Origin of the sequence: Mucilaginibacter sp. NFX135 (assembly GCF_048565145.1) — a bacterium.
Taxonomy (GTDB): Bacteria; Bacteroidota; Bacteroidia; order Sphingobacteriales; family Sphingobacteriaceae; genus Mucilaginibacter.
In genome coordinates this window covers 5,701,327-5,715,609 of sequence record NZ_CP183412.1, presented here as the reverse complement: position 1 = coordinate 5,715,609, position 14,283 = coordinate 5,701,327, and the positions used below count along the sequence as shown (strand labels likewise).

The window sequence follows — 14,283 nt, the reverse complement described above, 5'->3', positions numbered from 1 at the left end:
TCTTTTATATGATTAAGAGCAATTACTTCCCAAACCGTTCTTTCAAATAATGGCCGGTGTGTGATTTCTTCTCTTTGATCAGATCTTCGGGGATACCTTCAAACACAACCTTTCCGCCGCGGTCGCCACCTTCGGGACCAATGTCAATAATCCAGTCGGCGCATTTAATCACATCCATATTGTGCTCTATTACAATAATGGTATTGCCATGATCAAGCAGCGCGTCAAATGATTTGAGCAGCTTTTTAATATCGGCAAAATGCAAGCCTGTAGTAGGCTCATCAAAAATAAATAGTGTTTTATTAGTATTGTTACCCTTTACCAGGAACGATGCCAGCTTAATGCGCTGGGCCTCACCTCCGGATAGCGTATTTGACGATTGGCCCAACTGTACATAGCCCAAACCTACATCAACCAAAGGTTTTATTTTGGCAATGATCTTTGGCTCTTTGGCAAAAAATACCAAGGCCTCATCAATGGTCATGTGCAGCACTTCGGCTACATTTTTTTCATTGTAGGTGATATCCAGTATGTGCTGTTTAAAACGGTTGCCTCCGCAGGTTTCGCAGGTCAGGAAAATGTCGGCCATAAACTGCATCTCTATCTTCACTTCGCCTTCGCCCTGGCAAACATCGCAGCGGCCACCTTCAACGTTAAAGGAGAATGCCGAGGGTTTTAATCCCGCGGCCTTAGCTGCCGGTTGTGAAGCATACAGGTTACGGATCTCATCCCATGCTTTTACATAAGTAACCGGATTTGAGCGTGATGAACGGCCTATAGGGTTTTGATCCACCAATTCTACCTGTTCTATTTTGGCATAGTCGCCATCAATACCATCATATGAGCCGGTTTGCTCACCCGAGTAATTGCCCAATGCTTTTTGCAGTGCTGGTGCCAGGATGCGTTTTACCAGGCTGGTTTTACCCGAGCCGGATACACCAGTCACTACAGTAAGAACGCCTAATGGAAATTTAGCCGTAACATGCTGCAGGTTATTCTCACGCGCGCCTTTGATCTCGATGTAATCATTCCACTTACGGCGATGTGCTGGTATGGTGATAGATTCACGGCCGCTCAAGTATTTACCTGTTAAGCTGTGTTCATCCTTTAATATCTCTTTATAAGTTCCCGTGAAGATCAGTTCACCCCCATGGGTTCCGGCTTCGGGGCCAATGTCAATGATATGGTCTGCGGCTTCCATGATCTCCTCCTCATGCTCTACCACCAATACGGTATTGCCCACATCGCGCAATGATTTTAATACGCTGATGAGACGTTGGGTATCACGGGGGTGCAGCCCGATACTCGGCTCATCCAATACATATACCGAACCTACCAGACTACTGCCTAACGAGGTGGCCAGGTTAATACGCTGTGACTCACCGCCGGATAGGGTATTGGACAAGCGGTTGAGTGTCAGGTAGCTCAGGCCAACATCATTTAAAAACGATAGGCGGTTGGTGATCTCCATCAGCAGGCGCTTACCTACCTTGGCATCCGTTTCATTTAACTGTAAACCTTTGAAAAATTCAAGGGCTTTATCCAAAGGCATCAATACCACATCGGTGATTGAACGCTCGCTGATCTTTACATATGAGGCATCTTTTCGCAGGCGGCTGCCCTTACATTCCGGGCAGGTAGTTTTGCCGCGATAGCGCGACAGCATTACCCGGTATTGGATTTTATAGGTCTGCGCCTCCATTTCCTGGAAAAACTCATCAAGGCCACGAAAATATTTATTACCTGTCCATAACAGGCGTTGTTGTTTTTCGGTTAGCTGATTGTACTGACGGTGTATAGGGAAATCAAACTGCAAAGCGTGTTTGATCAGCATGTCGTTCCACTCGCGCATCTTTTCGCCGCGCCATGGGGCAATAGCGCCTTCATAAATACTTTTACTTTTATCAGGGATCACCAAGTCTTCGTCAATACCAATTACTTTACCATAGCCCTCACATTTTTTGCAGGCGCCATAAGGATTGTTAAAGCTGAAAAAATTAGGTGTAGGCTCTTCGAATTTAATGCCATCGAGTTCAAAGCGGTCGCAGAAAAAGCGTTCCTGTTCGCCATCGGCATCAGGTTCCTGGTAGCGTACATAGCAATCACCCTTGCCCTCAAAGAAAGCGGTCTGTACCGAATCGCCCAGGCGGCTTATGGTTTCATCTTCTTCATTTTTTGATATACGATCGATCACTATTCTAACGCCGGGGTAATGAGTTGGCGTTTCCTCTTCAGTAGTTACCGGTTCATCGCTTTCGGCTTTAAGCTTTTTGCCTTTAGCTTTCTTCTCGCCATGAACTTCAGCTACTAATGAAGTATTATCAATGGATTCATCCTCCAGTAAAGCTTCAATTTTTGATAGCTTGTTCAGATACTCCACCCGTACAAAACCTTTTTGCATTAAAACGGCCAGCTCTTCTTTTAGGCTGCGGTTATTATGCGGATATAGTGGCGCTAAAACGGTTACCTGGCTCTCGTTGGGTAAGGATAATATAAAGTTTACCACATCGGTAACAGAATCCTTCTTGACGATCTGACCGGATACCGGGGAAATAGTTTTGCCAATGCGCGAGAACAGCAGTTTTAAATAATCATATATCTCGGTCGATGTACCCACCGTTGAACGCGGATTGGAGGTGATCACCTTTTGTTCAATAGCTATAGCAGGGGCTATACCTTTAATATAATCAACATCGGGTTTGTTCATTCGGCCCAAAAACTGGCGCGCGTAGGAAGAAAGACTTTCTACATACCTGCGCTGACCTTCGGCATATAAAGTATCAAAAGCAAGTGATGACTTACCCGAACCTGACATGCCCGTAACTACAACCAGTTTGTTTTTGGGAATAGCCACATCCATATTTTTAAGGTTGTGCACACGAGCTCCTTTAATAATGATATGTTTCTGCGGATCTTTTTCTGCTTCTTTAGTCATTCTTTGAATTAGTTCATTAGCTTGTTCGTGGTTCGGGTAACCTGGTTCGTGATATGCTTTTATCAAAGAACTCTTTATAAAAACAGGCATGATCCCGGAACCTCGAGCCTCATACCCCGAACCTCTTTCACCGGAATGCAAAAATCCTAAAATATTTAGCAGAATCCAAATGGGTTTTACTTTGTTTCGGGATTTACTCTAAATAAATTTCTGAGTTTACAGTTTGCTGACTTTTAAATATTTAATAGCCTGGAATGGCGACAGTTGACAAACTTTTTAAGATGGGGGATTAAACCATCGCCAGCCATTCCTGTCAAACCCCTGGACAGGTGTCAGAATTATGAATAAAGAAGCTGTTCATAAGCCAAATGAACCTGATTAACAGAAGTAAGTAAAAAATATAATTTGTTTTTTAGCTGGGAATTTGTTTTATTTGAAGTAACAATTTCTTAACCCCTAAGGAGCACGCTATAGAATATACTTTACTTTGTAAGTTTTTAACTAAAAATTAAGTTTAAAGTAGTACTTTCTATGGATTTTCAATTGAAAAGTGATCAGGATCTAATCCATCTATACATTGCCGGTGATGAAGCTGGGTTAGTGGAGTTGATCAGACGATATCAGACCAAAATATATACCTCTATTTACCTGCTTGTAAAAGACGAGTATCTGGCCGAGGATATTTTTCAGGATACCTTTATCAAAGTTATCAATACGCTGAAAGCTGGAAAGTATAACGAAGAGGGTAAGTTTTTACCCTGGGTAACCCGAATTGCGCACAATTTGGTTATTGACCACTTCCGCCGCGAAAAGCGCGCGCCTATGATCAGCAATGGCGACGATTTTGATATTTTTGAAGTATTGGGTAATTATGATGAAAGCACCGAGGATCGGATGGTACGCGAGCAAACGCATAAAGACCTTAAAACGCTGATACAGCTTTTACCATCAGAGCAAAAAGAGGTATTGATCATGCGCCACTTTGGCGATATGAGCTTTAAAGAAATTGCCGATATTACCGAAGTAAGTATCAATACCGCTTTAGGCCGGATGCGTTATGCCCTCAATAATCTCCGCAAAATGATGCAAAGCAAAGAGTTAAGTTTAAAAAATTAATCAGAAACCATTGGGTTATTGGACCGGTGATTTGTTAGTTAAATGACAAAGCTGATCAATAACCCAATGTTTTATGATAAATAGCTTAACTTATTCACTTAGATATGATAAAAATTAACCTATAAAAAAAATTTCATTTAATTTTCATTTAGTAAAATATTATCTTTAAGTCGCCGTTATAAATCATATAAAATTTACAACAAAATAAGCTTATGGATGAAACTTTTACAACAACGTTAAATGGAATTGCCAACAGGGCTCTGATGGATGAGAATGCACAAGAAAATCTGGGTGCCGACGAGTTGATATTTTACAACTCAATTCGCGCTGACTTGGACCTTTTGAACAAAAAACCAAAGGTACAAACTATACACCAGATACTTGACTACTCAAAAAGCCTGCGTTAAGTATTCCGAACTTGCTGGTTCATAGATCATAATTGTTGATGGAGGCAGATGTTTGAAAAAACTGAAACCGAAATCCGGCATGATTTATGAACCTTTCTATTTTATATGGATTTTGTAACTAATAATATAGTTTAATATATATTATAATATATGTATTATCTGCGGAAGCATAATCTTTACCCTGAAAACTTTCTTAATTTTAAAAATGCTTAAGGCCGAACGTTACCGCCATTTTGTTGAATATTTTTCAAAGAACCAACCCAATCCCGTTACCGAGCTGCATTACAATAATCCTTTTCAATTATTGGTAGCGGTGATCCTGTCTGCACAATGTACCGATAAGCGCATTAACCAGGTTACACCAAAGCTATTTGAGCGCTTCCCGACACCAGAGGATCTGGCAGCATCAACCCCCGAGGAGGTTTTTACTTATATCCGTAGCGTTAGCTATCCTAATAATAAGGCCAAACATTTAGTGGGCATGGCAAAAATGCTGGTAGATGTTTTTAACAGTGAGATACCGGCAGGTATCGAAAACCTGCAAAAAATGCCTGGCGTAGGACGAAAAACGGCCAATGTTATCGCATCCGTAATTTTTGAAGAACCTGCAATGGCTGTTGATACGCATGTGTTTAGGGTGGCTAACCGTATCGGTCTTACCCATAATGCAACCACGCCACTGGCGGTCGAAAAACAATTGATTAAACATATCCCCAAAGAATATATAGGTGTTGCCCATCACTGGCTCATATTGCATGGCCGGTATATTTGCCTGGCGCGAAGCCCAAAATGCGAAATATGCCCATTAACCTGGTTCTGCAAATACTATGAACAGCATAATACCGAAACAGCCTTGCTAAAAGCTGAAGCAGCCAAAATTAAAAAAGCCAAAGAAGCTAAAAAGAAAAAAGCATTGAATACGATAACTAAAGAGCTTAAGAAGCGAAGTGTGGATAAAGATATTTGATTGTTATTAGCAGGTTGATTAAGTTTATCAATAAGTAACCCAAGCGTCATTGCGAGGCATGAAGCAATCCCCGATAAGCAGAGCCGCTCTGCAAGTATGGGATTACCACGCTACGCTCGCAATGACAGCATAGTAAATAAATTACTAAAAAAATTAGTATTTTTAAATAAAACATTTATATATTTGTTTTAGAAAATTTTAAGATGAGCAATACAGATAAATTGAAGGCACTACAGCTTACTTTAGATAAGCTGGAAAAATCATACGGAAAAGGTACCATCATGAAATTGGGTGATTCCGTTATTGAACCTACAGAAGTAATATCAACCGGCTCTTTAGGCCTGGATATCGCTTTAGGTGTTGGCGGTTTACCTAAAGGAAGGGTTATAGAAATATATGGACCTGAATCCTCTGGTAAAACCACCCTGGCTATACATGCCATTGCCGAATCGCAGAAAAAAGGTGGTATTGCCGCGTTTATTGACGCGGAGCACGCCTTCGATCGCTTCTATGCTAAAAAATTAGGTGTCGATGTAGAGAACCTGCTGATCTCTCAGCCAGACAACGGTGAGCAGGCATTGGAAATTGCCGATAACCTGATCCGCTCTGGCGCTATAGATATTTTGGTTATTGACTCTGTTGCCGCGTTGGTACCTAAAGCGGAGATTGAAGGCGAAATGGGCGACTCTAAAATGGGTTTGCATGCTCGTTTAATGTCGCAGGCTTTACGTAAATTAACGGGTACCATCAGCAAAACCGGGTGCTGCTGTATATTTATTAACCAATTGCGCGATAAGATCGGTGTAATGTTTGGTAATCCCGAAACTACTACCGGTGGTAATGCCCTGAAATTTTACGCTTCGGTGCGTTTGGATGTACGCCGTATATCACAAATTAAAGACACCGAGGAGGTATCAGGTAACCGTGTTAAAGTGAAGATCGTTAAAAATAAAGTTGCTCCTCCCTTCCGCATAGCAGAGTTTGATATTATGTTTGGCGAAGGTATTTCAAAAGTTGGTGAGATCATTGACCTGGGCGTTGAGTACAACATCATTAAAAAAGCGGGTTCATGGTTCAGCTATGGCGAAACCCGTTTAGGTCAAGGTCGTGATGCCGTTAAACAGCTGATCTTGGATAATCCCGAACTACAGGAAGAACTGGAAACCAAAATTAAAGAAACCGTTACCGGCGAAAGTTTGGTTGAAGAATAAGTTGATTTCGGATTTCGGAATTTCGATTTCGGATTTGTAATATTGAAAAGCCTTCTCACTTGGGAAGGCTTTTTTATTTGTACTAAAATTCTCTTGTCATGCTGAACGGAGTGAAGCATCTATTATATAACATACAAATTGATGAATAGATCCTTCGCTGCGCTACCCATGACATGTTTAGTAAACCGTGTAAAGACTTACGAAGTTTCAAAAACTTCGTAAGTCTGGCATCAACACCTAATATGTCATTTTCACCTTCAGAATCCAGCGGATTTTATAACTCAGGATGACAAACTTATTAAGTGCCCATTGACAAGAAGGCTAATTATCTTCATCCACAAGTAATAAATCACTAATTCACTAAATCACTAATTCAATAATTAATATATTTAGCTCTGCATGAATAAATGGGGCTTACTATTATTTTCTGTACTGTTCATTCAGTTTATCGCCTGCAATAATACGGCCATTGATTCTGGTAAAACTGTTTTCAATATTAACCTGGAAGAGGGCCTTACTTCGCTTGATCCGGCTTTCTGCCGTAATCACTATACTATTTGGATGGATAACCAGGTTTTTAATGGCCTGGTACAAATTAATGATAGTTTGAAAGTGATTCCATGCATAGCCAAAAGCTGGGATGTATCTGCTGATGGTCTTTTATATACTTTTCATTTGCGCAATGATGTGTATTTTCATGATGATCCGCATTTTGCAGGCGGTGTTGGTTGCAAGGCTGTAGCATCAGACTTTGTTTACAGTTTCGGGCGATTGATTGATCCTAAGGTAGCCTCATCCGGTTCCTGGATCTTTAGTGATAAAGTAGATGACAAAAACTCATTTACCGCACTAAACGACAGTACTTTTAGCATCAGGCTTAAGCAACCTTTCGCACCTTTTTTAAGTATGCTTACGGCACAGTATTGTTCTGTTGTACCTAAAGAAGTAGTAGAGTTTTATGGAAAAGATTTCAGAAGTCATCCCGTTGGTACAGGCCCGTTTAAGTTTAAATACTGGAAAGAAGGGGAGGTGCTGGTTCTACTCAAAAATGAAAAATACTGGGAGAAGGACAGTAAAGGTAATCGTTTACCTTACCTCGACGCGGTTAAAGCCAGCTTTATTGCCGATAAACAAACCTCGTTCCTGGAGTTCATCAAAAAGAAACTTGATTTTTTAAACGATATCGACGGCAGCTACCGCGATGATATCCTGACCAAATCGGGTAAAGTAACACAAAAGTATAAAGGAAAATTTGTTTTAAATACCGCGCCATACCTTAATACTATGTACCTGGGTATCCTGGTTGATTCCAACCTGGCTATCGTTAAAAAGTCGCCGCTCAAGATATTGAAAGTACGGCAGGCCATTAATTATGCCATTGACAGGCAGAAGATGATGAAATATCTGCGCAACAGTATGGGTACGCCTGGCTATGCTGGTTTTATTCCCGAAGGTATGCCAGGTTTTAGTAAAAATGTAAAAGGATATACTTATGACCCTGAAAAAGCGCGGCAGCTATTGGCTGAAGCCGGTTTTCCAGACGGTAAAAATTTGCCTGAAATTTCATTGGCTACTACAGTAGGTTACCGTAGTTTGATAGAATATGTGCAGGGACAATTGGATAGAATAGGTATCAAAACCAATGTGGAGATCACCCAGGGTGCCAGTCTGCGTGAGTTGGTATCGAAAAACGGCATTAACTTTTTTTACGGTCAATGGATAGCCGATTACCCGGATGGTGAAAATTATCTGTCGGTATTTTATTCAAAAAACAAGATCCCCTTTGGACCCAATTATACCGGGTTTAATAATAAAAAATTTGACGCGTTGTTTGAGCAAACCTATCATGAAAAAAATGATGCAGCCCGATATGCCCTGTATCAGGAAATGGATAGTTTGGTCATGGAACAATCGCCGGTGGTAGTATTATACTATGATAAGCTGGTGAACTTGTATCAGAATAATATTAGCGGGTATAGCCTGAATGGGCAAAATTTGTTAGTGTTGAAAAGAGTGAAAAAGACTCCCTGATTTTTGAATAATACATCTTTCTACCTATATGAATACACAAAATGCAGCTTACTGGGTTCAACGATTAACGTTGCAACCACATCCCGAAGGTGGGTATTATAAAGAAATGTTCCGGTCGGAACAACAAGTAAACCGGGTCGGCGAAACAGCTATTAAACAAGCTTGTACATCTATCTATTATTTGCTGGAAGGTGAAGATTTTTCGGGTTTTCACAGATTGGTATCAGATGAGCTTTGGTACTTTCATGCGGGCTCGCCGCTCTATATCCATATGATCGATGCTTCCGGAAACTATTTCCTGCAAGAACTTTCGGCATCAGATACAGGAAGCCTTTCTGTCATCATACCCGGTGGCGCCTGGTTCGCATCCGAAATTCCATCGAAGGAAGGCTTTAGCCTGGTAAGTTGTGCCGTGGCTCCGGGGTTTGATTTCAGTGAATTTGAAATGGCGGTTAAAGAAGATATGATCACTACGTATCCTCAGTTTAGCGAATTATTTAACAGGCTTTGTCGATAAGTATTTTTAACTATTAACATCTACATCCGCACATATATGAGCGAAAAAATAATAGGCATCATGGGTGCCATGCATGAGGAAATTAACAGTATCCTTCATCTGATGACAGGCGTTGAAGAGACTTCCTTCGGCAGAAGAACATATTATACCGGCACCATCCACAATATCAAAACGGTGGTGGTTTTTTCAAGATGGGGCAAAGTTGCTGCAGCCACTACAGTCACCAGTCTGATCACCAGGTTTAACGTTACCGATCTGATATTTATTGGTGTCGCCGGTGCTATCCATACCGAATTGAAAATAGGAGATGTGGTTATTGCCGACCGGCTGATCCAGCATGATATGGATGCCCGCCCGCTAATGCCGCGGCATGAAATTCCGTTGTTAGGGCTAACTTATTTTGAAAGCGATCCTAATTATATCACTATTGCGAAAAGAGCGATAGATGCCATTATAGGCGATAATATTCACTCATTTATTGAAGAGCATGAAATAGAACAATTTTCACTGCAAAATACATGGGTATTTAAAGGAACTATAGCCAGTGGTGATAAATTCTTTGCCGATCAGGCCGACAAAGAACAGTTACACGCTGCTCTTCCTGATACCCTTTGTGTAGAGATGGAAGGCGCCGCCGTAGCACAAGTTTGTTATGAATATGAGATCCCCTTTGTGATTTTAAGAATAATCTCTGACGAATGCAATGAGAATTCATCCATTGACTTTCCCGATTTCATACAAAATGTTTCCAGCAAGTATGCCTATGAGATCATTCGGAATATGTTTGCGTTAAGTTCCGGCCTCGCCTTATAAACGTTTAGTCACGTTGCCCTTTCATTCTATATTAATGTGATTATTGGTATATTTAAATTATAATGAGGGCTCGATTAACGAAAATAAAAACCGCTAAAACCAAACCTCAGAACACAGCCGGACTAACCCCAAAGGAAGCGCGTCAGGCTGATCTGATAGTTTGGATGATTTTCATACTCCTTGGTCTATTTGTTATAGTGATGGGCCTGATTTATGGTTTTCCACATTCAAGGCTGGGAAGGTTTACGCAATATGATTAATTGCTGCCAAACGAGCCATAACAGATCGCAAACTATTATTAACAAAAAAGCCTCCCCGAAAAGGGAGGGCACTGAAAAAGTCCTTTAAAATTAAAAAGGCACTTTTGCAGATAAAATGGAGGCGCTGAGAATCGTCTGTACGAAATCACTCTCCCACCTCTATCCGAATACGTCAACGAAAAAGAGGTTGTTTTCAATTTTGAAAACAACCTCTTTTGATAAATAGCCACTTTTTCAGTGCCCTCCCGAAAAGGAGAGGCTTTTTATATTAGCTTTCAGCTTTTACCTTTCGGGCTTCAGCTTAAGAAGCCATTTGCTTGCGGATGATGTTCAGCGCGCCGCCGGCTTTAAACCATTCAATTTGCTGTTCGTTGTAAGTATGATTTACCGGGAACGAATCAACAGAGCCATCTTTGTGATGTAATACTACGGTTAACTGTTTGCCAGGGGCAAAAGTAGTTAAACCGTCAATATCGATGGTGTCGTCTTCCTGAATTTTATCATAGTCGTTGGAATCCGCAAAGGTGATACCTAACATGCCTTGTTTTTTAAGGTTGGTTTCGTGAATACGGGCAAATGATTTTACCAATATGGCACGTACACCCAGGTGACGTGGCTCCATAGCCGCATGCTCACGTGATGAACCTTCGCCATAGTTTTCGTCGCCTACTACTACAGTGCCAATGCCATTCGCTTTGTAATCGCGTTGGGTAGCCGGTACCGGACCATATTCGCCGGTCAGTTCATTCTTCACGCTATCGGCAGTATTGTTAAAGTAGTTGATAGCGCCGATCAGCATATTGTTAGATATGTTATCCAGGTGACCACGGAATTTTAACCAAGGACCAGCCATAGAAATATGGTCGGTAGTACATTTACCTTTTGCTTTGATCAACAGTTTTAAGCCTTTCAGGTCGGTACCTTCCCATGCTTTAAATGGCTCCAGCAATTGCAGGCGTGATGATTTTGGATCAACAATAACAGATACTTTGCTGCCGTCTTCGGCTGGTGCCTGGTAGCCTGCATCTTCAACTGCATAACCTTTTACAGGCATTTCTATACCTTGTGGCTCATCAAATTTCACTTGCTCACCATTTTCGTTGGTTAAGGTGTCAGTTAATGGGTTGAAGGTTAAATCACCGGCGATAGCAAATGCAGTCACAATTTCTGGCGAAGCCACGAAAGCGTGAGTATTAGGGTTACCATCCTGGCGTTTAGCGAAGTTACGGTTAAACGAAGTGATGATAGAGTTTTTGCGGGTAGGATCGTCGGTATGACGGGCCCATTGACCAATACATGGCCCGCAGGCGTTAGCCAATACCACACCACCCATTTGATCAAAAGTATTCAGGTAGCCATCGCGTTCAACGGTGTAACGTACCTGCTCAGATCCTGGTGTAATGGTAAACTCAGCTTTGGTTTTTAAATGTTTATCGATAGCCTGTTTCGCGATAGAAGCAGAACGGGTGATATCTTCGTATGAAGAGTTGGTACAAGAACCAATCAAGCCAACTTCTAACTTGGTAGGCCAGTTGTTTTCTTTAACAGCTGTCGCGAATTTAGAGATAGGCCATGCCAGATCCGGAGTGAACGGACCATTTACATGTGGCTCCAGCTCAGACAGGTTAATTTCGATAACCTGATCAAAATATTGCTCAGGATTAGCGTAAACTTCTTCGTCGCCGGTTAAGTGTGCTGCTATTTTATCAGCAAGGTCGGCAATATCGCCACGTTTAGTGCCTCTCAGGTAGATAGCCGCTTTTTCGTCATATCCGAAGATAGAAGTAGTAGCGCCAATTTCGGCACCCATATTACAGATGGTACCCTTACCTGTAGCTGAAAGTGAGCGTGCACCTTCGCCAAAATATTCAACAATAGCGCCGGTACCACCTTTTACAGTCAAGATACCAGCTACTTTTAATATAACATCTTTTGCTGAAGTCCAGCCAGAAAGTTTTCCGGTTAATTTAACACCAATCAATTTAGGGAATTTAAGCTCCCAAGGTAAACCTGCCATTACATCACAAGCATCGGCACCACCAACACCAATCGCAATCATACCCAAGCCACCGGCGTTAGGCGTATGTGAGTCGGTACCGATCATCATACCACCCGGGAAAGCATAGTTTTCCAGAACAACCTGGTGAATAATACCAGCGCCCGCTTTCCAGAAACCAATGCCATACTTATCAGAAACAGAGGCCAAAAAGTCATAAACCTCACGATTTACGTCAACAGCAGTATTTAAATCGGCAACGGCGCCAACTTTTGCTTGTATCAGGTGATCGCAATGTACGGTAGATGGAACAGCAACCTGCGGACGGCCAGCCTGCATAAACTGCAAAAGAGCCATTTGGGCAGTAGCATCCTGCATAGCTACACGGTCTGGTGCAAAATCAACATAATCCACCCCGCGGCCAAATGCTTTTTGAGCATCGCCTTCAGAAAGGTGGGCATATAAAATTTTCTCGGTTAAGGTTAGATGTTTACCGGTCGCTTTACGGGCAGCATCCACACGGGTGCTGTAGCGATCGTAAACTTTTTTGATCATATCTAAATCAAAAGCCATTTGTATTTGATTTTTAGGTGAAAAGTAAACGAATTGATACCAAACCCAGTACCTGGGCTCAGAGGGGCGAATTTACAAAAATTACAGCTAAAAGCTGTCTGTCAATTGTGTAAATGTTATTTGGAGCTATTCTAAATAGGAAACCGGGTAGGGAGTTTGCAGTTACTGGTTGGCAGTTTGTGAACTAAAGAATGTCTATATCACAAACGGATTGTTTAGTTTTAACGAAGGTATTTTTTGAAAGCCAGCTCTATCGTTACTAATAAGTATCAAGTTCATACAGATAGCAGTAGCGGCTATTATAGCATCCGGCAATTTTAAATTAAACGATTTACGCATTTCAATAGTCTTTACTTTGATGCTATTTTCCAGTTCAATGACAAAGCTATCTGCAACGAAATTCTTTAAAATAACTATGTCATTTTCAGATGCAGTTTTCCAACATAAAAGCTCAATTTCGGTTATCACAGATATAGCGGGTTGATATTCGTTAATGATGTTATTCATTAATTCTTGAGCCCCTTCGGAAAAGTCATTCTGAAGATAGTAAATTACCGCATTCGTATCCCATGATATTTTAATCCCATTCGTTACGCAGGCTGTTTAATTGCTTATCTACTTCCTCTTTAGATTGCTTAGACATAACGCCACTATACTTATCTGCCAGACTTGAAGATGCTATTATAGCGGATTGGGTATCGTTTTTAATTCGAATGATTTTTAACGCCTCAAGATCCTTCAATAGATTGAAAGCCTCGTCTTTAAGTATATCTAATGTTACTGTTCTCATCCTTAAGCGTATAATAGGTAAAGTTAATAAAATATTTTCAACCCACTCAACTCAATACACCAAAACTATACCCCGCCTTGCTCCAAACTTCCAAAGCCTTGGGCAGCGCATATTTCACCCGGTCATATGCTTTCAAACTATCGTGAAATACCACGATCGATCCCGCTTCGGTATGTTTCAATACATTTTGCAGGCAAGCTTCGGGACTAAGCTTAATGTCGAAATCGCCGCTTAGTACATCCCACATAATAATTTTGATATCGGGGCGGGCAGCTTGCAGGTCGCGGATCTGTTGTTTTTTGATCCTGCCGTATGGAGGGCGAAAAAGAGGAGCATCAAGGGCTTTGTCTGCCAGTAAAAAATTATCCAGATAAGTTTTGTTGTCCGTTTTCCAGCCTTTGAGATGATTATAGGTATGGTTGCCAATGGCATGCCCATCGTTGGTTACCTGTTTGAAAATATCGGGATGTTTTGCTACATTATCCCCGATACAGAAAAAGGTGGCTTTCGCATTATACTGTTTTAAAATATTTAATATATGTGTTGTAACAATTGGTATAGGCCCATCGTCAAAAGTGAGATAAATGCAACGATCAGCTTTGCTTTTATTCCAGATAAGTTGGGGGTACAGCTTTTTGAGCAGCCAGGGTGTTTTAATCAAATACAT

At 41.3% G+C, this 14,283-nt stretch carries 12 protein-coding genes; 7 read left to right on the top strand and 5 right to left on the bottom strand.

The features are described 5' to 3' along the window. Nucleotides 1-22: 22 nt before the first annotated feature. Nucleotides 23-2,935, bottom strand: a complete 2,913-nt coding sequence (uvrA, locus tag ACNURT_RS23845) for an excinuclease ABC subunit UvrA (protein ID WP_419699782.1) — start codon at nucleotides 2,933-2,935, stop codon at nucleotides 23-25. 531 nt (nucleotides 2,936-3,466) lie between these two features. Between uvrA and ACNURT_RS23840 the strand changes: the two genes are divergently transcribed. The 7 genes from ACNURT_RS23840 (at nucleotide 3,467) to ACNURT_RS23810 (ending at nucleotide 9,997) form a co-directional block, all read left to right on the top strand. Further along, nucleotides 3,467-4,051: an RNA polymerase sigma factor gene (locus tag ACNURT_RS23840; protein WP_076375554.1), complete on the top strand. Its 585-nt coding sequence runs from the start codon at nucleotides 3,467-3,469 to the stop codon at nucleotides 4,049-4,051. 212 nt (nucleotides 4,052-4,263) lie between these two features. Continuing rightward, entirely contained in the window at nucleotides 4,264-4,458 is a 195-nt protein-coding gene (locus tag ACNURT_RS23835) for a hypothetical protein (protein WP_370996794.1), read from the top strand. Between the two features lie 205 nt (nucleotides 4,459-4,663). Continuing rightward, on the top strand, nucleotides 4,664-5,425 hold the full coding sequence (nth, locus tag ACNURT_RS23830) for an endonuclease III (protein WP_419699781.1): 762 nt from the start codon (nucleotides 4,664-4,666) through the stop codon (nucleotides 5,423-5,425). A gap of 203 nt (nucleotides 5,426-5,628) precedes the next feature. After that, nucleotides 5,629-6,636 carry a recombinase RecA gene (gene recA / locus ACNURT_RS23825; RefSeq protein WP_370996791.1) on the top strand — a complete coding sequence of 336 codons (1,008 nt, stop codon included), beginning with the start codon at nucleotides 5,629-5,631 and terminating at the stop codon, nucleotides 6,634-6,636. A 399-nt stretch (nucleotides 6,637-7,035) separates the two neighbouring features. Continuing rightward, nucleotides 7,036-8,667 carry an ABC transporter substrate-binding protein gene (locus ACNURT_RS23820; RefSeq protein WP_419699780.1) on the top strand — a complete coding sequence of 544 codons (1,632 nt, stop codon included), beginning with the start codon at nucleotides 7,036-7,038 and terminating at the stop codon, nucleotides 8,665-8,667. A gap of 28 nt (nucleotides 8,668-8,695) precedes the next feature. Next, the gene (locus ACNURT_RS23815) at nucleotides 8,696-9,184 is read left to right on the top strand and encodes a cupin domain-containing protein (protein WP_419699779.1); all 489 of its coding nucleotides are present in this window, start codon (nucleotides 8,696-8,698) and stop codon (nucleotides 9,182-9,184) included. A 36-nt stretch (nucleotides 9,185-9,220) separates the two neighbouring features. Then, nucleotides 9,221-9,997: a 5'-methylthioadenosine/adenosylhomocysteine nucleosidase gene (locus ACNURT_RS23810; protein WP_419699778.1), complete on the top strand. Its 777-nt coding sequence runs from the start codon at nucleotides 9,221-9,223 to the stop codon at nucleotides 9,995-9,997. A 561-nt stretch (nucleotides 9,998-10,558) separates the two neighbouring features. On the opposite strand, the gene ACNURT_RS23805 is transcribed toward ACNURT_RS23810, so the two are convergent. The 4 genes from ACNURT_RS23805 to ACNURT_RS23790 form a co-directional block, all read right to left on the bottom strand. Beyond that, complete coding sequence (locus ACNURT_RS23805; protein ID WP_419699777.1) at nucleotides 10,559-12,826, bottom strand: aconitate hydratase; 2,268 nt, start codon at nucleotides 12,824-12,826, stop codon at nucleotides 10,559-10,561. Nucleotides 12,827-13,021: 195 nt separating this feature from the next. Next, nucleotides 13,022-13,402 carry a type II toxin-antitoxin system VapC family toxin gene (locus ACNURT_RS23800; RefSeq protein ID WP_419702142.1) on the bottom strand — a complete coding sequence of 127 codons (381 nt, stop codon included), beginning with the start codon at nucleotides 13,400-13,402 and terminating at the stop codon, nucleotides 13,022-13,024. 1 nt (nucleotide 13,403) lies between these two features. After that, complete coding sequence (locus tag ACNURT_RS23795; protein ID WP_419699776.1) at nucleotides 13,404-13,616, bottom strand: hypothetical protein; 213 nt, start codon at nucleotides 13,614-13,616, stop codon at nucleotides 13,404-13,406. A gap of 46 nt (nucleotides 13,617-13,662) precedes the next feature. Then, nucleotides 13,663-14,283 carry a polysaccharide deacetylase family protein gene (locus tag ACNURT_RS23790; RefSeq protein ID WP_419699775.1) on the bottom strand — a complete coding sequence of 207 codons (621 nt, stop codon included), beginning with the start codon at nucleotides 14,281-14,283 and terminating at the stop codon, nucleotides 13,663-13,665.

Coding starts and splice junctions, on each gene's coding strand:
- nth (WP_419699781.1), top strand. CDS start 4,664: ATGCTTAAGGCCGAACGTTACCGCCATTTTGTTGAATATTTTTCAAAG.
- ACNURT_RS23810 (WP_419699778.1), top strand. CDS start 9,221: ATGAGCGAAAAAATAATAGGCATCATGGGTGCCATGCATGAGGAAATT.
- recA (WP_370996791.1), top strand. CDS start 5,629: ATGAGCAATACAGATAAATTGAAGGCACTACAGCTTACTTTAGATAAG.
- ACNURT_RS23840 (WP_076375554.1), top strand. CDS start 3,467: ATGGATTTTCAATTGAAAAGTGATCAGGATCTAATCCATCTATACATT.
- ACNURT_RS23790 (WP_419699775.1), bottom strand. CDS start 14,283: ATGTATTTGATTAAAACACCCTGGCTGCTCAAAAAGCTGTACCCCCAA.
- uvrA (WP_419699782.1), bottom strand. CDS start 2,935: ATGACTAAAGAAGCAGAAAAAGATCCGCAGAAACATATCATTATTAAA.
- ACNURT_RS23820 (WP_419699780.1), top strand. CDS start 7,036: ATGAATAAATGGGGCTTACTATTATTTTCTGTACTGTTCATTCAGTTT.
- ACNURT_RS23805 (WP_419699777.1), bottom strand. CDS start 12,826: ATGGCTTTTGATTTAGATATGATCAAAAAAGTTTACGATCGCTACAGC.
- ACNURT_RS23835 (WP_370996794.1), top strand. CDS start 4,264: ATGGATGAAACTTTTACAACAACGTTAAATGGAATTGCCAACAGGGCT.
- ACNURT_RS23795 (WP_419699776.1), bottom strand. CDS start 13,616: ATGAGAACAGTAACATTAGATATACTTAAAGACGAGGCTTTCAATCTA.
- ACNURT_RS23815 (WP_419699779.1), top strand. CDS start 8,696: ATGAATACACAAAATGCAGCTTACTGGGTTCAACGATTAACGTTGCAA.